A 17,262-nucleotide genomic window follows, 5' to 3' on the forward strand; every position below is an offset into this window, starting at 1 on the left:
GCCGCCAAGTGGGCGGAGGGCTTCGTGGCGGCCCCCAAGCCGGGCAGGGCCACCATCCGGGCCGCCGGATCCGCCGGCGCGGAGCGGTCAACCGCCCCCGGCCGGTCGTCCCGGACGCCCCCGCACCGCGCTCGCCTGAGGAGGTACGCCGGGCCATGTCCGCCCTCCAGGCCGGCACCGCCCGGGGCCGCCGGGACGGCGCCCGCGCCGCCGCCGATTCCACCGCCCCGGCCCGGGACCGGGCCGGCGCGCCCTCCCCGTCGGAGCCGGTGCCGGCTCCGGAACCTTCGCCCGCGACTGAGAGGGACGCCTAGTGGTGCACACGACGCGGCAGAACGCCGATCTCGACTGGTTGCTCGACGACCTGGTGAAGCGGGTGCCGGCCGCCCGCCAGGCGGTGGTGCTGTCGGCGGACGGGCTGCTGCTCGGCGCCTCCGCCGAGCTCAACCAGGACGACGCGGAGCACCTCTGCGCCCTGGCGTCCGGCTTCTCCAGCCTGGCCAAGGGGGCCACCCGGCACGTGAACGGCGGCGCGGTCCGCCAGACCGTGGTGGAGATGGAGTCCGCGTACCTCTTCGTGACGGCCGCCGGGCAGGGTGCCTGCCTGGCGGTGGTGAGCGACGCCGACGCCGACATCGGCCTGGTGGCGTACGAGATGGCGATGCTGGTGATCCGGGTCGGCGAGAACCTGAGCGCCCCGGCCCGGCCGGCGCCGGGGGCCGGCGATGCGGGCTGAGTCGCCGGGTCCGCAGCACGAGTGGCTGGACGGCGCCGCCGGGCCGGTGGTCCGCCCGTACACCCTCACCGGGGGCCGGGTGCGCCCGCCCATCGAGGGTTTCGACCTGATGGCGGTCGTGCTGGCCGGCCTGGCGGCCGACCCGGCCGGCCAGCCCGGTCTCCAGCCGGAGCACCGTCGCCTGCTCGAGCTGGCCCGGCGTCCGGTCGCGGTGGCCGATCTCGCCGCGGACCTGGACCTCGCCGTGGGGGTGGTCCGGGTGCTGCTCGGCGACCTCGTCGCCCGTGGGCTCGTCGCGGTGCACCGGCCGCCGACCGGCGCGTATCTACCCGATGACAACATTCTCAAGGCGGTGGTCAGTGGACTCCGTGCGCTTTGACCGACCGGCGGCCACCCCACGGCTCCCGCTGGCTCTGAAGATCCTCATCGCCGGCGGGTTCGGGGCCGGCAAGACGACGCTGGTGAGCGCGTTGAGCGAGGTCCGGCCGCTGCAGACCGAGGAGGTGCTGACCGGGGCCGGGATCGGCACCGACGACATCTACGGGGTGGAGGAGAAGTCGACCACCACGGTGGCGATGGACTTCGGCCGGATCACCATCAACGACGACCTCCAGGTCTATCTCTTCGGCACCCCGGGTCAGGACCGGTTCTGGTTCCTCTGGGACGAGTTGGCCTTCGGCGCCCTCGGCGCGGTGGTGCTGGCGGACACCCGCCGGCTGGCCGACTGCTTCCCCTCGGTCGACTACTTCGAGCAGCGCGGCATCCCGTTCGTGGTGGGGGTCAACTGCTTCGACGACGCCCGGCGGTTCAGCCTGGAGGCGGTCCGCGACGCGCTGGACCTGGATCCGGCGGTGCCCCTGGTGCTCTGCGACGCCCGCGACCGGCAGTCCGGGAAGCTGGTGTTGATCTCGCTGGTCGAGCACGTCGCCCGCCAGCGCGGCGAGCCGGTGCCGGTGGGCTGACGGCGGCCTGGGGCCCCCGGCGCCGTACCGGCCCGAACCGGTCCCGGAAAAGACGGCTAACCGGCCGGCTCCCGGGGAAGCCTCTGGTTGGATCTACGCAGGAGGCGGCGGAAGGTGGGACCGGTGACCGAGCGGGACACGATCGTCCACATCGGCGGGTACACGGCGGAGATGGGCGGGCGGGCCGAGGGCATCGTCGCCGCCCGGCGCGACCCGGGTTCCGGAGCGCTGGTCCCGCTGGGCACGGTGGCGGTCACCCCGTCGCCGTCGTTCCTGGTCCGGCACCCGGCGCTGCCCGTGCTGTACGCGGTCAACGAGGGTGCCGAGGGCCGGGTCAGCGCGTTCCGGACGGCCCCGGACGGCGACCTCGAGCCGCTCGAGGTCCGCGACAGCGGCGGGGCGGAACCGTGCCACCTGGCGGTGGTGCCGGACGGGCGGCACCTCGTGGTGGCGAACTACGGGGGCGGCAGCGTCGCCGTCTTCCCGCTCGACGCCGAGGGCGTGCCGGGGGAGCGCAGCGATCTGGTCCGGCACGAGGGGCACGGCGCCGACCCGCAGCGCCAGGAGAAGGCACACTGCCACATGGTCTCGCCCGGTCCGGACGGTGGCCCGCTGCTCGCCGTCGACCTGGGCACCGACTCGGTCTACCGGTACGACCTCGACGCCGCCTCGGGACGGCTGGTGCCCCGGGCGCCGCGGGTGCGGACACCGGCCGGCTCCGGCCCCCGGCACCTGGCCCGGCATCCCGACGGGCGGCGCTGCTGGCTGGTCGGCGAGCTGGACGGGACGGTCACCGGCTACGAGCTGACCCCGGACGGCGCGCTGCACCAGCGGGTCCGGGTGGACGCCAGCGAGCGGGTGGGGCACGTCCAGCCGTCCGAGATCGCCGTCGGCCCGGACGGGCGCTTCCTCTACGTGGCCAACCGCGGGGTGGGCACGGTGGCGGTCTTCGCGGTGGCGGACGAGCGGCCCGAGCCGGTGGCCGAGGTCGACACCGGCGGGGAGTGGCCCCGGCACCTCGCTCTGACCGGCGGGCACCTGTACGTCGCCGACGAACGGGCCGACATGATCAGGATCTTCCGGGTGGATTCCGCCACCGGGGTGCCCGAACCGGTGGGGGAGCCGGTACCGGTGGCGAGTCCGACCTGTGTCCGGCCGTAACGGAACGGCGGCGGGAAGCGCTGTCCGTTGTGGACCGTAGCACGGCCGATGACCGTTCGTTCACTCAGCGTGACCATTTTGTGGCCAACTGTTTCTCCTGAGTAACTTTCGTCCGAACGGACGTGGCAGTAACCCCACGAGATACGCAAGATGGTCACCGTGTCTGGCCGCCATCGCATGCGTTCAAGCCTCCGTGGAGCAGGTGCCGCTGCGGCGGCCATCGCGCTCGTTCTCGTCGTAGCCGGCTCCTGGTTCGGCTACCAGCAGTTGGCGGGACCGTCCTGCTCCGGCAAGATCCAGCTGTCGCTCGCGGCTGCCCCGGAGATCGCGCCCGCCGTGGAGGGCGCGGCCGACCAGTGGGTCGCCGACGGAGCGGCGGTCGGCGGGACCTGCATCGCGGTGAACGTCACCTCCGCCGAGTCGGTCGACGTGGCGGCCGCGGTGGCGAGCAAGTACGGCGCCACCCTCGCCGGCGTCGGCCAGGCCAGCGGCACGGTGGTGACGCCGGACATCTGGGTGCCGGACTCCGCCAGTTGGCTGCTGCGGCTCAAGGCCGGTGGGGCCACCGCCTTCGCCCCGGCCAACGGGAACTCGATCGCCCGCAGCCCGGTCGTGATCGCGATGCCCGAGCCGGTCGCCGCCCGGTTCGGCTGGCCGGACAAGAAGCTCGGCTGGACCGACCTGCTGCGGCAGGTCACCAGCGACAAGCCGTTGCGCGCCGGCATCGTGGAGCCGACCCAGGACGCGGCCGCTCTCTCCGGGCTGCTCTCGCTCGCCACCGCCGCCAGTGCCACCGGCGGCGCCGATGCCAACAAGGCGCAGGAGGCGACGATCGGGGCGTTGCGGGCGCTGGCGACCAACCGCTCCTCGCTGCGGCAGGACCTCCTCGCGCGCTTCCCGCGCTCGTCCGACCCGGCGGCCATCGCCAGCGGGCTGGGCGCTGCGGCGCTGTCCGAGGAGGACGTCGTCGCCTACAACAACACCAAGCCACCGATCCCGCTGGCCGCGCTCTACCTCGATCCGGCGCCGGTGCCGCTCGACTACCCGTTCACGCTGCTGCCCGGCGTCGAGCCGGCCAAGGCCTCGGCCGCCAAGGTGCTCTTCGAGGTGCTGACTACCCCGGGCTTCAAGAACCGGCTGGCCGGGCAGGCGCTGCGTGCCCCGGACGGCAACTGGGGCCAGGGGTTCAAGGCTCCGCAGGGCGCGCCGAGCCCGGCGGGTGGCGACGCCAGCGCCGCGTCGGCCGGCCAGGGTGCCGCCGGTGGCCTGGACCCGGCCCAGATCCAGAAGGCCACCAGTACCTGGTCGGTGGCCACTCAGTCCGGCCGCATGCTCAGCATCATCGACGTCTCCGGCTCGATGAAGCAGAAGGTGGCCACGGCCAACGGCGCCACCCGGGAGCAGGTCACCGTGGCCGCCGCCAACCAGGGCCTGGCGCTCTTCGACGACTCCTGGTCGATCGGTCTCTGGACCTTCTCCACCAATCTGCGGGGCTCGCAGGACTACCGCGAGATCGTGCCGATCAAGCCACTGTCCAGCAACCGGCGCGCGCTGCAGCAGGGCCTGGCCTCGATCACGCCGTCGAGCGGCAACACCGGCCTGTTCGACACGCTCCTGGCCGCCTACAAGACGGTCCAGGAGGACTGGGAGCCGGGCAAGGTCAACTCGATCGTGCTCTTCACCGACGGCAAGAACGACGACGACAACGGCATTTCCCAGAAGCAGTTGATCGACCAGCTCAAGAAGCTCCGCGACCCGGAGCAGCCGGTGCAGGTGATCATCATCGGCATCGGGAACGACGTCAGCAAGGCGGAGCTCGACCCGATCACCGCGGTCACCGGCGGACGGACCTTCGTCACCATCGACCCGACCAAGATCGGCGAGATCTTCCTGCAGGCGATCGCCATCCGGCCGCCGGCCCCTCGCTGAGTCGACAGTCAGCGTAGAAGTTCCGCCGTACCGGGAGAGCCGGTACGGCGGAGCGCTTTCCGGGGCAGCTCGGGGCCGCGAAAAATGACGGCAACACGTCGGAAGCAATCGGTATCCATAATTACCGAGGCAAGATGTCCGAGTGCTCCTAGTCGTCGGCACGCCAGCGGGGCCGGGTGGTGCGGAGCCGTCCTGCGCGACGTGGGGAGGGCCGGTGACGTCCGCGACGCTGTTGACCCCCGCCCGGCCGGCGGCCGGACCGGGAGACCGCCATCCCGGACCGGCGGCGCGGGCCGCGGAATACGTCCGGGTCCTCGCGGTGCTGGACACCGCCGTCCTGGCGGTGGCCATCCTGGCCGGGTACGTCGGCCGTTTCGGCGAGCAGCAGGCGCTCGGCTCGGAGATCCCGTACGCGGTGGTCGCACCGGGCCTGCTCCTGGTCTGGTTGGTCTCGCTGCGGGCGATGCGCTGCTACGACGACCGGGTGCTCGGCTACGGCGCCGACGAGTACCGCAGGGTCAGCGCGGCGAGCCTGCGGCTGGCCGGCGGCATCGCCGTCGTCGGGTACATCGCCGACGTCGGGGTCTCCCGCGGCTTCCTGGCCATCTCCTTCGCGGCGGGCACGCTCGGCCTGGAGGTGGCCCGGTTCGTCGCCCGCAAGCGGCTGCACCGGGCGCGCTACCGGGGCGCCGGCTGGTCCCGCAAGGTGCTGGTGGTGGGCGACACCGCGCACGTGCTGGAGCTGGTGCACACGCTGCACCGCGAGCCGTACGCCGGCTACCACGTGGTCGGCGCCTGCATCCCGGACGCGCTGCTCGCGCCGGTGCCGCAGCGGCTGGGTGACGTCCCGGTGGTCGGCTCGTTCCGCGGCATCCCCGAGGCAGCCACCGCGATCGGCGCGGACACCGTGGCGGTAACCGCCTCCGGCGAGCTCACCGCGACCCGGCTGCGCCGGCTCGGTTGGCAGCTGGAGGGCAGTGGCGTCGACCTCGTCGTGGCGCCCGCGCTGACCGATGTCGCGGGCCCGCGTATCCACACCCGCCCGGTCGCCGGGCTGCCGCTGATCCACGTCGAGGCGCCCGAGTTCCGGGGCGGCCGGAAGCTGGTCAAGGCACTGGTCGACCGGTCGCTGTCGCTGGTGGCGCTGCTCCTGCTGCTGCCGGCCCTGGTGATGATCGCGCTGGCCGTCAAGCTGGACAGCCGGGGGCCGGTGCTGTTCCGCCAGGTCCGGGTGGGCCAGGGCGGCCGGGAGTTCGGTGTCTACAAGTTCCGCACCATGGTCGTCAACGCCGATGCGCTGCTGGCCGACCTGACCGCGTGCAACGAGACCGACGGCCTGATGTTCAAGATGCGCGACGACCCACGGGTGACCCGGGTCGGGCGATTGCTGCGCAAGTGGTCCCTCGACGAGCTGCCCCAGCTCGCGAACGTGCTGCTCGGCCAGATGAGCCTGGTCGGCCCCCGCCCGCCGCTGCCCACCGAGGTGGCCCGGTACGAGGGCGACGTCGCCCGTCGCCTCCTGGTCAAGCCCGGCATGACCGGTCTCTGGCAGGTCAGCGGCCGGTCCGACCTGAGCTGGGAGGACGGCATCCGACTCGACCTCTACTACGTGGAGAACTGGTCACTCGCCGCCGATCTGACCATCCTCTGGAAGACGTTCGGCGCGGTGCTCCGCGGCCGGGGCGCGTACTGAGCCCCGCCGCGGCCGGGCGGGTCAGGGCTGCGGACCCAGCCAGTCCAGGCAGACCACCACCGCGTCGTCGACCAGGTCGCCGGCCACGAAGGCCCGCAGGTCGCCGATCAGCGAGCGGACCGCGTCCAGCGGCTCCATCGGCCCGGTCCGCCGCAGGAAGCGGTCCAGCGCGGTCTCGCCGTACCGGATCCGCTGGGCGGTCGCGTCGACGACCCCGTCGCTGACCACGAAGAGCCGGTCCCCGCGCCGCAGCTGGAACTGCTGCTCCCGGTAGTCCGTGCCCTCGAACATCCCGAGCGGGAACTGCTTCTCCAGCACCTGCTCGCTCACCGCGCCGTCGCGCAGCCGCACCAGGCGGGGTGAGCCGGCGTCGACCACGGTCATCGCCCCCGACGCCAGGTCCAGCTCCAGCAGCAGCGCAGAGAGGTGCTGGCCGCCCCGGTGCAGCGCGTAGATCGCCTGGTCGGCCAGGGCGGCCTGGTCGGCCAGCCCCAGCTCGGCGCGGCGGGCGTTGCGCAGCGCGTGGGTGGCCAGCGAGGTGAGCATGGACGCGGCCACCCCCTCACCCGAGCCGTTGACCACCGAGAGCCAGAGCCGCCGGCCGTCGTCGGACCAGTCGAAGCTGTCGCCGCGCACCGCGTACGCCGGTTCCAGCTGGCCCGCCAGGCTGAACGACGGCCGGATCCGGCTGCGGCCGGGCAGCAGTTCCCACTGCATCTCGGCGGCCAGCGTCAGCCGGCGGGAACGCCGGGCGGTCAGGTAGATGTCGGTGCTGGCCGTCACGGCGGACAGCTCGTGGCCGAGCACCGTGGCGATCGTGTCCAGCTCCCGGATGGCGTCCGGATCATCCGGCACGGGCTCCACCCGGAGCACTCCGCGTCGCTCCCCGCGCATGCCGACCGGGAACCAGCCGGTGCGCTCCGCGACGATCGGCTCCTGGTGGTCGAAACAGCGCCAGGCGGGATGGCCCGGGCCGGTGATCGACTCGCCCGCACCCAGCGGCAGCAGCACCGACAACCGGTAGTCGACCTGGTAGAGCTGGGTGCTGGTGACCCCGTACGACCGCGCCAACTCGGCGGCGAGCCGGTCGAGCAGCAGGTCCGCCGGCGCCTCGGTGAGGGTCTGGCGGGCCCGATCCGCCGGTCCACCCATCTTTGCTCCTTTGCACAGGTCGTCGGCCTGGTACGCGGAGTAGTCTCGGGCGCACCATGACCGAAGAACGCGGTCCGCAGGGACCTGAAGCGAGTATGGCCGCCGCCCTGGACGAGGCGGCGGGCACCCTGCTGGCTGTCTGGGAGGCGGCCCGGGAGCGGACGATGAGCCGACTCTCCAGCGCTCAGTTACGCGCGGTCATGGTCGTCGAACAGTACGACGGGATCAATCTCCGCCGGCTCGCCACACTGACCGACATGCTGCTCTCCTCGGCCAGCCGGCTGTGCGACCGGCTGGTGGCGGCCGGGATGCTGGAACGGGAGCCGGGCCGGTACGACCGGCGGGAGATCTCCCTGCACCTCACCCCGGCGGCGACCCGGCTCCTCGCCGAGCTGCGGGCCGACCGGCGGTACCGACTGGACCAGATCCTGACCGGGATGAGCCCGGAGGGACGCGCGGCGCTGCTGCGCGGGATGCGCGAGTTCGACGAGGTGGCGCGCCGGAGCGAGGCCGTCGCGGCGGAGGGCTGGCCGGCGCCGCAGCCGTCCGGCGAGCGGCTCGCCGACCTCGCGGAGACCGGGGAACCGGTGTCCGAGGAGCCGCCGGCCGCCCGTACCGCCTGAGACCGCATCAGCTGGAGCGGGCCAGCCAGCCGACCGGCCGGTCGACGATCCGGCGGACCACCGAGGCGGCCCCGCCGACCGCTGCGGACTGCGCGCCGAGCGCCGCCGGGCGGACCGTGACCGGGGACCAGGCGGCGGTGAGCACCCGCCGGGAGACCTCCGCGATCACCGGCGGGGAGAGCCACCGGGCGAGCGGGGCGTATCCGCCGCCGAGCACCACGGTGTCCAGATCCAGCAGGTTCACCACGCCCGCCACGGCCACCCCGAGGGCGGTGCCGGCGTCGGTCAGGGCGGTCAGCGTGGCCGGGTCGCCGGCCTCGGCGAGGTCGGCCAGCCGGGTGGCGGCGGTGTCCGCGGGCAGGTCCGCGCCGGCCAGTCCGGCGGCCGCCAGGATGGCCTCCTGGCCCGCGTACCGCTCCAGGCAGCCCTGCCCGCCGCAGCGGCAGGGCCGGCCCCGTGGGTCGACCGGGATGTGACCGAGCTCGCCGCTCCAGCCGCGGGCGCCCCGGTACAGCACGCCGTCGAGCACGATCCCGGCGCCGATGCCGATCTCCCCCGAGACGTGCAGGAAACTGGCCGACCCGGGCGGGCCGGCGTGCAGCTCACCGAGGGCGGCCAGGTTGGCCTCGTTGTCCACGACCAGCGGTGGGATGCCGTCCACCGGCTCCGCGAGCGGGCGCCCGGCGAGCAGCCCGGGCACGTCCACGTCCCGCCAGCCGAGGTTCGGCGCCAAGCGCACCAGGCCGCCGTCGGAGACCAGGCCGGGCACGGCGAGCGCCGCACCGGCCAGGGTCAGTCCCTCGCGTACGGCCGCGGCGCGGGCCGCGGCGGCGAGCGCGGCGAGCCGGTCCAGGGCGTCGGCGGGGGAGACCGGGCGCAGGTCGGCCCGGTCCACCAGGTGCTGGCGTACCGCGCCGGTCAGGTCGACCACGCAGGCGGCCAGGTAGTCGACGTTGACCTCCAGCCCGAGCCCGGCCGGGCCGTCGGCGGCCAGCACCAGCCCGCGGGCCGGCCGCCCGGCCCCGGTACGGGGCGCGGGTTCCGCCTCGGCCACCAGCCGGCCGGCGATCAGGTCGTCGACGACGGCGGAGACGGTGGCCCGGGTCAGCCCGGTCGCGGCGGCGAGTTCGGCCCGGGACGGCGGTCGGTCGGCGGCGGCGATCCGCCGGAGCACCACCGCGAGGTTGAGCTCGCGCAGGCTGCCCTGCCGGACCGCCCCGGTGCTCGTGTTGGTCACCCCTTGACACTGCCACAGGGCCGCCATTTAATTCAACCACTGAACAAATTGGGGACGATACCACCACCATCACCCGGAGGTCTGCCATGGCACCCCGCCCCAACCCCGCCGACAAGTTCTCCTTCGGTCTCTGGACGGTGGGCTGGCCGGCCCGCGACCCGTTCGGCGACGCCACCCGGCCCGACCTGGACCCGGTCGAGGCGGTTCACCGGCTCGCCGAGCTCGGCGCGTACGGGATCACCTTCCACGACGACGACCTGGTCCCCTTCGGCTCCGACGCCGCCACCCGCGACCAGCACATCGCCCGGTTCCGCAAGGCCCTCGACGAGACCGGCCTGGTCGTGCCGATGGTCACCACCAACCTCTTCACCCACCCGGTCTTCAAGGACGGCGGCTTCACCAGCAACGACCGCGACGTCCGCCGGTACGCGCTGCGCAAGGTGCTGCGCAACATCGACCTGGCCGTCGAGCTGGGCGCCCGCACCTTCGTGATGTGGGGCGGCCGGGAGGGCGCCGAGTACGACCTGGCCAAGGACGTCCGCTCGGCGCTGGACCGCTACCGGGAGGCGGTCGACCTGCTCTGCCAGTACGTCCTCGACCGCGGCTACGACCTGCGCTTCGCCCTTGAGCCGAAGCCGAACGAGCCGCGCGGCGACATCCTGCTCCCCACCGTCGGACACGCGCTGGGCTTCATCTCCACCCTGGCCCACCCCGAGCTGGTCGGGTTGAACCCGGAGGTCGGCCACGAGCAGATGGCCGGGCTGAACTTCGCGCACGGCATCGCCCAGGCGCTCTGGCAGGGCAAGCTGTTCCACATCGACCTCAACGGGCAGCGCGGCATCAAGTACGACCAGGACCTGGTCTTCGGCCACGGCGACCTGCTCAACGCGTTCGCCCTGGTCGACCTGCTCGAGAACGGCGGCCCGAACGGCGGCCCCGCGTACGACGGGCCGCGGCACTTCGACTACAAGCCCTCGCGGACCGAGGACATCACCGGCGTGTGGTCGTCGGCCGAGGCGAACATGCGCACCTACCTGCTGCTCAAGGAGCGGGCCGCGGCGTTCCGGGCCGACCCGGAGGTGGCCGAGGCGCTCGCCGCCAGCAAGGTCACCGAGCTGGCCACCCCGACCCTCGACCCCGGGGAGGGCTACGCCGAGCTGCTCGCCGACCGCACCGCGTTCGAGGAGTTCGACCCGGCGGCGGCCGGGGCGAAGGGCTTCGGCTTCGTCCGGCTCAACCAGCTCGCCGTCGAGCACCTGCTCGGCGCGCGCTGAGGCGGGCCGGCATGCCGCTCGTCGCCGGGATCGACTCGTCCACCCAGTCCTGCAAGGTGGTCGTCCGGGACGCGGAGACCGGTGCGCTGGTCCGGCAGGGCCGCGCGCCGCACCCGGAGGGCACCGAGGTCGACCCGTACGCCTGGTGGGAGGCCCTGCGCGCGGCCGTCGCGGAGGCCGGCGGGCTGGCCGACGTGGCCGCCGTGTCGGTCGCCGGCCAGCAGCACGGCATGGTCTGCCTGGACGAGGCGGGACAGGTGGTCCGCCCGGCGCTGCTGTGGAACGACACCCGCTCCGCCGACGCCGCGCGCGAACTGGTCGCCGAGGCCGGAGACGGCGAGGCCGGCCGCCGGTTCTGGGCCGACGCGACGGGCGCCGTGCCGGTGGCCAGCTTCACCGCCACCAAGCTGCGCTGGCTGGCCCGGCACGAGCCGGCGAACGCCGAGCGGGTGGCCGGGGTCTGCCTGCCGCACGACTGGCTCACCTGGCGGCTCGCCGGGGCGCCGGGCCTGGACGCGCTGCGGACCGACCGGGGCGACGCCAGCGGCACCGGCTACTGGTCGCCGCGGACCGACGCGTACCGGCTCGACCTGCTGGAACAGGCCCTCGGGCGGCGGGTCCGGCTGCCGGTCGTGCTCGGGCCGGCCGAGGTCGCCGGGCACCTCGACCCGGCGGCGCTGCCGGAGTCCGGCGTCGCTTCCGGTGCCGGGGGCGCTGTCCTGCTCGGCCCCGGCACCGGGGACAACGCCGCCGCGGCGCTCGGCGTCGGCGCCGGCCCGGGCGACGTGGTCGTCTCGATCGGCACCTCCGGCACGGTCTTCGCGGTCGCCGACACGCCGGCCGCGGACCCGACCGGTGCGGTGGCCGGCTTCGCCGACGCCACCGGGCGGTTCCTGCCGCTGGTCTGCACGCTCAACGCGGCCCGGGTGCTGGATGCCGCCGCGGCCCTGCTCGGGGTCGACCTGGACGAGCTGAGCGAGCTGGCCCTGGCCGCCCCGCCCGGCGCGGACGGGCTGGTCCTGGTCCCGTACCTGGAGGGGGAGCGGACCCCCGACCGGCCCACCGCCACCGGCGCGCTGCACGGCCTCACCCTGGGCACGTCGAGCCCGGCCCACCTGGCCCGGGCCGCCGTCGAGGGGATGCTCTGCGCCCTCGCCGACGGCCTCGACGCGCTCACCGCCCAGGGCGCGCGGGCCGAGCGGATCATCCTGGTCGGCGGCGGGGCCCGGTCGGCCGCCGTCCGCCGGATCGCCCCGCAGGTCTTCGGCCGCCCGGTGATCGTCCCGCCGCCCGGCGAGTACGTCGCGGACGGCGCGGCGCGGCAGGCCGCGTGGGTCGCCCTCGGGGGCGCGGAGCCACCGTCGTGGACCATCCCCGACACCGAGGAGTACGGGGTGGACGACGGCTCCAGCTCGCGCGGCGAGCTGGAGCCGTCGGGAGTTCCCGCCATCCGCGCCCGCTACGCCCGGGCTCACGACCTGATCATCGAGCGGGAAGCGGGCTGAGCCAGCCGCACCGCCGGCGGGGTCCCGCCCCGCCGGCGGATCTGCGTTACCGCTCCGTGACCAAGCACCGGCCCCGCCAGCTGCATTGATCGATATCGTACGGAGTATCGCCTCGTCGGACGGGGCGGCTCCCGCTGACGCGGCTCTGCTGGCGACCGGACGGGCAGGTGCGTGATGTGGACGATGCCGAACGACCGGGTTCGCGAGACCCGGCCAGGACGCGGATCCGGGGTGCGGTGACCTCCGGGGCGGACCCGGTGGACCGCGAGACCGCCGGGGACCAGCACGGTATCCGCGCCCCTGATTTCGCCTTCAGTGTGCTCGGCCCGCTGGAGGTGCGGGGCCGATCGGGGCGGATCCCGCTGCCGGGCGCCCGCCAGCGCATTGTCGTGGCCGCGCTGCTGTTGCGGCGCAACCGGGTGGTCTCGGTCGACGAGCTGATCGACGGCCTGTGGCCGGAATCTCCTCCGGCGACCGCCCGCGAACAGGTACTGACGGTGGTGTCGTCGCTGCGCCGGCTGTTCGGCGACGCCGGCAGACCGGACGCCGGTCGGCTGGTGGTCACGCGCAGTCCCGGCTACCTGCTGCGGATCGAGGACGAGCAGCTCGATCTGGCCCGGGTGGAGCAGCTGCTGCGTGACGCGGACCAGGACGGGCTGCCGCCGAAGGTCAGGGCGGCGGCGATGCGCGCCGCGTTGGCGCTGTGGCGGGGGCCGGAGCTGACCGATGTGCCGTCGCCGTTCGCCGTCGCCGAGGCGCACCGATTGGCCGAGCTGCGGCTGGCCACCGTGGAGAAGCTGGTCGACCTGGAGTTCGCGCTGAACCGGCACGCCGAGCTGGTCCCGGAGCTGACCCGGCTGGTGGCCGAACATCCGCTGCGCGAGCGGCTGCGCGGGCAACTGATGACCGCGCTGGACGCCGTCGGGCGCACGGCCGAGGCGTTGGAGGTCTACCGCACCGGACGCCGACGGATTGCCGACGAGCTGGGCATCGAGCCCGGCGCCGAATTGCGGCGGCTGGAGCGGAGCATCCTGGCCGGTACCGACCATCGACCGGACGACGCCCGGCACCCGGTGCCGTCGGCGCTGGCAGGTCGCGCACCGGGCGAACCCGGGCCCGAGCCGCACCGGGCCGCCGAGGTCGCCCGGCCGCCGGCGGCGGTCGCGCCGCCGGCCCAGCTTCCCGCGGACGTCAGTGACTTCACCGGCCGCGTTGCCGATCTGGAAGCGGTGTGCCGCCGGTTGACCTCGGCCGGATCGGCGGTGGACACGACGGCCGTTCCGGTCGTGATCGTGTCCGGCATACCGGGGGTCGGCAAGAGTGCCCTGGCCATCCACGTGGGCCATCGGCTGCGGGCGCGATTTCCCGACGGCCAGCTGTACGTCGGGCTGGGCGGGACACACGACCGGCCGCAGCAGTCGGCGGAGGTGCTGGGCCGAGTGCTCGTCGCGTTGGGCGCCCACCGTGCCGCGATCCCCGAGGATGTCGAGGAACGGATCCTCCTCTACCGCTCCGTCACGGCGGAGCGCCGGGTGCTGGTCGTGCTCGACGACGCGGCGAGCGCGGCGCAGGTTCGCCCGCTGGTGCCCGGCGGATCGGGGTGCGCGGTTCTCGTCACCAGCCGCTCCGATCTGGCGGACGTGGAGGGCGGCTACCACCTGAGCCTCGACGTGCTGCCCGACGAGGACGCGCTGGCGCTGCTGCGGGCAACGGTCGGTGCGGAACGGGTGGCGGCCGAGCCGGCGGTCGCGGCCCGCCTCGTCGAGCTGTGCGGGTGGTTGCCACTGGCGGTACGCATCGTCGGCGCACGGCTGGCCAGCCGGCCGTACTGGTCCCTCCGCAGGCTTGCCGACCGGTTGGCCGACCAGCACCGCCTGGACGAGCTGCACCACGGCGACCTCGAGGTGCGGGCCAGCCTGGAACTCAGCTTCCGCGGTCTGGATCCGCACGCCGACGCCGCCGCGCAACTGCTGGCGCTGCTGGCCGCACCGAGCTTTCCCACCTGGGCCGCCGGGGCGGTGCTGCGACGCCCCGTCGCGGTCGCCGAGGCGTTGATCGACCAGCTCGCGCAACACCGAATCGTCGAGTACGCCGGCCGGGACGCCGCCGGCCAGGACCGGTACCGGTTCCACGATCTGGTCCGGTTGCTGCTGCGCGAACGGGCCGAAGCCCGGATGGACGAGGCCAGCCGGCGTACGGCCGTGGTGGCGGGGCTCAACGCCTGGCTCGGCTACGCGCTGTCGGCCATGCGGGGTCTGCCCGACAAGCAGTTCCCCGGGCTGGAACCCGCGATCACCGGTACCGCCCTGCTCGACCCGACCGTGGGGTCCGCCGCGGCGACCGACCCGGTCAGTTGGTACGAGGCGGAGAGCGAAGCGCTGCTGGCCGGTGTACGCCAGGCGTACGACCTGGGTCTGGACGAGCTCTGCGGAGCACTGACGCATGTGCTCGGGCCGTTCCTCGAGATGCGCGGGACGGTCGACGCCTGGCGGTCGATCAACGCCCTCGCCGAGGCAGCCGCCGAACGGGCCGGTGACGGGCGCATGACGGCGCTGGCGATGTTGTACCGCAGCCGGGCCGACGAGTACCGTGCGCTCCCCGACGCCGCCCGCTGTGCGGAGACCGCGGCGGACCTGTTCGCGGCGCTCGACGACGACTGCGGTCAGGCGCATGCCCTCAACCGGCTGACCTACCTGCAGGGTTATCTGGGGCACCTGCCGCAGGCGCGCGAATCGGCGGAGCGAGCCCTGGTGCTGGCCGAGCGGGTCGGCAGCCTGTGGTGCACGGCTCGCGCCCGACAGCACCTCGGGGCGATCGAACGCGAGCACGGCCGGCTGCGGGAAGCGGAGCAGCAGTTGCGGCGCGCACTTGACCTCTACACGGCCTGTGACAGCCGGAGCAGTCAGGCTGATGTCATGAACGGGCTCGCCCGCGTCTATCACGATGCCGGCCGGATCGCGGACGCGATCGAACTGCTCACCACGACGTTGTCGATCTTCCGGGAGTTGCGTGACCCGTACGGTGAGGTGATCACCCTGTACCGGTTCGCCGGGCTCTACCTGTCGGCCGGGCGCGATGCGGAGGCCGTGGTGGCGGCCGAGCAGGCGTTGGCCATCGCCCAGGCGATGAGGTACGCGACGGGCACCGTGGAGGCGCTGACCGTCCTGGCCAGCGCGCGTCGCCGGGCCGGGCGGCTGGCGGCCGCGGCGGACCTGCTCACCTCGGCGATCAGCGTCGGACGCAACGAGGGCGAGCGGTGGCTGGGCAAGACGCTGCTGATGCTCGGTGACGTCCGGGAGGAGCAGGGCGACCACGACGGCGCCCTGGCCGCCTGGCGGGAGGCGGCCGACCTGCTGCACGGCGTCGCCCACCCCAGCGCCCGGGACGCCGACTCCCGGCTGGCCGCCTGGTTCCCGCTGCCGGCGCCGGCTCGGCGTGCGGCGTCGTCGGAGGAACACCGCGGCCGAATGGCGTAGCCGGGATCTCCGTCGGGCGGGTGGCGGTCGGCGGCCGATCCTGGTTGGGTGCCAGGCATGAGCATGGTCACCGAGCGCGCGACCCGTGGTGGGGGCGCGGCCCACCGCCTCTACAGCGTGATCGTGTTCGTGCTGCTGGCCTCGCTGGACAACGTCGCGGTCGGCCTGGTCCCCCCGCTGTACGGGCCGATCTCCGGCGCGCTCGGCGTGCCGCAGCGGCTGCTCGGGCTGGTCACCGCAGTGAGCTTCCTGGTCAGCGCGGCCGCCGCGGTCGGCTGGGCGTACGTGGGCGATCGGACCAACCGCAAGCCGCTGCTGATGGTGGGCACGCTGATCTGGGCGGCCGGCACCGGGGGCAGCGCCCTGGCCCAGCAGTACCCGGCGTTCCTGGGCGCCCAACTGGTCGCCGCGGTCGGGTTGGGCGCGGTCGGCTCGGTGGGCTTCTCGGTGGTCACCGATCTGATCTCGCCCCGCCGCCGGGGCCTGGTGATGAGCTTCTGGGGGCTGTCGCAGGGGGTGGGCACGCTCGCCGGCACGCTCGCCGGCGGCATCCTCGGCGCGACCGACTGGCGGCGGCCGTTCCTGGTGCTGGCCGTCGTCGGCCTGGTCGCCACCGTGGCCTACCTGTTCACGTACGACATCCGGCGTGGCCAGAGCGAGCCGGAGCTGGCCGCGGCGCTCGACGCGGGCGCCGACTACGACTACCGGATCAGCCGAGCCGACCTGCCCCGGATCCTGGCCCGGCGGACCAACCGCTGGCTGATCCTCCAGGGGCTGACCGCGCAGGCGGCGTTCGGCTCGCTGGTCTGGTTGCCGGTGCTCTTCGCCCAGCGGGCCGAGGCCCAGGGCTACTCGCCGGCCACCGCCGTCGTGGTGGGCAGCGTCTTCGCCACCCTGTTCCAGCTCGGCGGGGTCTTCTCCATCCTGGGCGGCCTGGCCGGCGACGCGCTGCAACGGCGTACGCCGAGCGGGCGGGCCCTGGTCGCGGCGGTCGGCATCCTCGCGGCCGTGCCGTTCTACCTGGTCCTGTTCCTGGTCCCGATCCGGATCGACGTGCCGAACGGCGGCAGCTCGGGCGCGGTGATCGGGGCGGTGCTGGCCAGCGTCTTCACCGATCCCTCGGTCGGGCTGAGCCTGCTGACCGCCCTGCTGGCCCTCGCGCTCACCTCGGCCAACTCGCCCAACTGGTTCGCGCTGATCGCCGACGTCAACCCGCCCGAGCACCGCGGCACCGTCTACAGCCTCGGCAACCTGGTGAACGGGGTCGGCCGGGCGGCCGGGAACGGCCTGGTCGGGGTGGCCTTCCAGGGGCTGCGGGCGGCGTTCCCGCCGCCGCTGAACTACGCCGTCGGGCTGGCCGTGTTCCAGCTCTTCTTCATCCCGACCGGGCTCATGTACTGGCTGGCCGCCCGCACCTCGCCGGGCGACATCGAGACCGTCCACGACCTCCTGCACACCCGCGCCGATCGTCTGTAGGGAGGGCCCCCTGTCAACGCGTCGCGTTGTACGGGGGG

At 74.0% G+C, this 17,262-nt stretch carries 13 protein-coding genes; 11 read left to right on the top strand and 2 right to left on the bottom strand.

Translation table 11 applies throughout. From position 1 onward, the window contains the following. The first annotated feature begins 313 nt into the window (after positions 1–313). The 6 genes from ONA70_RS17850 to ONA70_RS17875 all read left to right on the top strand — a co-directional run bounded on the left by ONA70_RS17850 (position 314) and on the right by ONA70_RS17875 (position 6,481). Positions 314–736: a roadblock/LC7 domain-containing protein gene (locus ONA70_RS17850; protein WP_265007576.1), complete on the top strand. Its 423-nt coding sequence runs from the start codon at positions 314–316 to the stop codon at positions 734–736. Beyond that, on the top strand, positions 726–1,115 hold the full coding sequence (locus tag ONA70_RS17855; protein WP_265007577.1) for a DUF742 domain-containing protein: 390 nt from the start codon (positions 726–728) through the stop codon (positions 1,113–1,115). Before ONA70_RS17850 ends, ONA70_RS17855 begins: the two co-directional genes overlap by 11 nt. After that, complete coding sequence (locus ONA70_RS17860) at positions 1,096–1,698, top strand: GTP-binding protein (protein WP_265007578.1); 603 nt, start codon at positions 1,096–1,098, stop codon at positions 1,696–1,698. Before ONA70_RS17855 ends, ONA70_RS17860 begins: the two co-directional genes overlap by 20 nt. A 171-nt stretch (positions 1,699–1,869) precedes the next feature. After that, entirely contained in the window at positions 1,870–2,859 is a 990-nt protein-coding gene (locus ONA70_RS17865) for a lactonase family protein (RefSeq protein ID WP_406601208.1), read from the top strand. A 177-nt stretch (positions 2,860–3,036) separates the two neighbouring features. Next, positions 3,037–4,788, top strand: coding sequence for a substrate-binding and VWA domain-containing protein (locus ONA70_RS17870; RefSeq protein ID WP_265007580.1), 1,752 nt, complete (start codon positions 3,037–3,039; stop codon positions 4,786–4,788). 214 nt (positions 4,789–5,002) lie between these two features. Continuing rightward, the gene (locus tag ONA70_RS17875) at positions 5,003–6,481 is read left to right on the top strand and encodes a sugar transferase (protein WP_265007581.1); all 1,479 of its coding nucleotides are present in this window, start codon (positions 5,003–5,005) and stop codon (positions 6,479–6,481) included. A gap of 21 nt (positions 6,482–6,502) precedes the next feature. Here the strand turns inward: ONA70_RS17875 and ONA70_RS17880 are convergent, their stop codons facing one another. Continuing rightward, positions 6,503–7,633, bottom strand: a complete 1,131-nt coding sequence (locus ONA70_RS17880) for a PP2C family protein-serine/threonine phosphatase (protein WP_265007582.1) — start codon at positions 7,631–7,633, stop codon at positions 6,503–6,505. A 56-nt stretch (positions 7,634–7,689) separates the two neighbouring features. Here ONA70_RS17880 and ONA70_RS17885 point away from each other — a divergent pair, with 56 nt between their 5' ends. Next, on the top strand, positions 7,690–8,256 hold the full coding sequence (locus ONA70_RS17885; RefSeq protein WP_265007583.1) for a MarR family winged helix-turn-helix transcriptional regulator: 567 nt from the start codon (positions 7,690–7,692) through the stop codon (positions 8,254–8,256). 7 nt (positions 8,257–8,263) lie between these two features. Here ONA70_RS17885 and ONA70_RS17890 read toward each other — a convergent pair whose 3' ends face one another. Further along, entirely contained in the window at positions 8,264–9,520 is a 1,257-nt protein-coding gene (locus ONA70_RS17890) for an ROK family transcriptional regulator (protein WP_265007584.1), read from the bottom strand. Positions 9,521–9,579: 59 nt separating this feature from the next. Between ONA70_RS17890 and xylA the strand changes: the two genes are divergently transcribed. From xylA to ONA70_RS17910, 4 genes are all read left to right on the top strand, one after another. Further along, complete coding sequence (gene xylA, locus ONA70_RS17895; RefSeq protein WP_265007585.1) at positions 9,580–10,767, top strand: xylose isomerase; 1,188 nt, start codon at positions 9,580–9,582, stop codon at positions 10,765–10,767. Between the two features lie 11 nt (positions 10,768–10,778). Beyond that, the gene (gene xylB / locus ONA70_RS17900; protein ID WP_265007586.1) at positions 10,779–12,272 is read left to right on the top strand and encodes a xylulokinase; all 1,494 of its coding nucleotides are present in this window, start codon (positions 10,779–10,781) and stop codon (positions 12,270–12,272) included. Positions 12,273–12,508: 236 nt separating this feature from the next. Then, positions 12,509–15,748: an AfsR/SARP family transcriptional regulator gene (locus tag ONA70_RS17905; protein WP_265007587.1), complete on the top strand. Its 3,240-nt coding sequence runs from the start codon at positions 12,509–12,511 to the stop codon at positions 15,746–15,748. Between the two features lie 57 nt (positions 15,749–15,805). Further along, positions 15,806–17,224: an MFS transporter gene (locus tag ONA70_RS17910; RefSeq protein WP_265007588.1), complete on the top strand. Its 1,419-nt coding sequence runs from the start codon at positions 15,806–15,808 to the stop codon at positions 17,222–17,224. The last annotated feature ends 38 nt before the right edge of the window (positions 17,225–17,262 follow it).

This window comes from Micromonospora yasonensis, from assembly GCF_026013475.1.
In the GTDB taxonomy this organism is placed as follows: domain Bacteria; phylum Actinomycetota; class Actinomycetes; order Mycobacteriales; family Micromonosporaceae; genus Micromonospora; species Micromonospora yasonensis.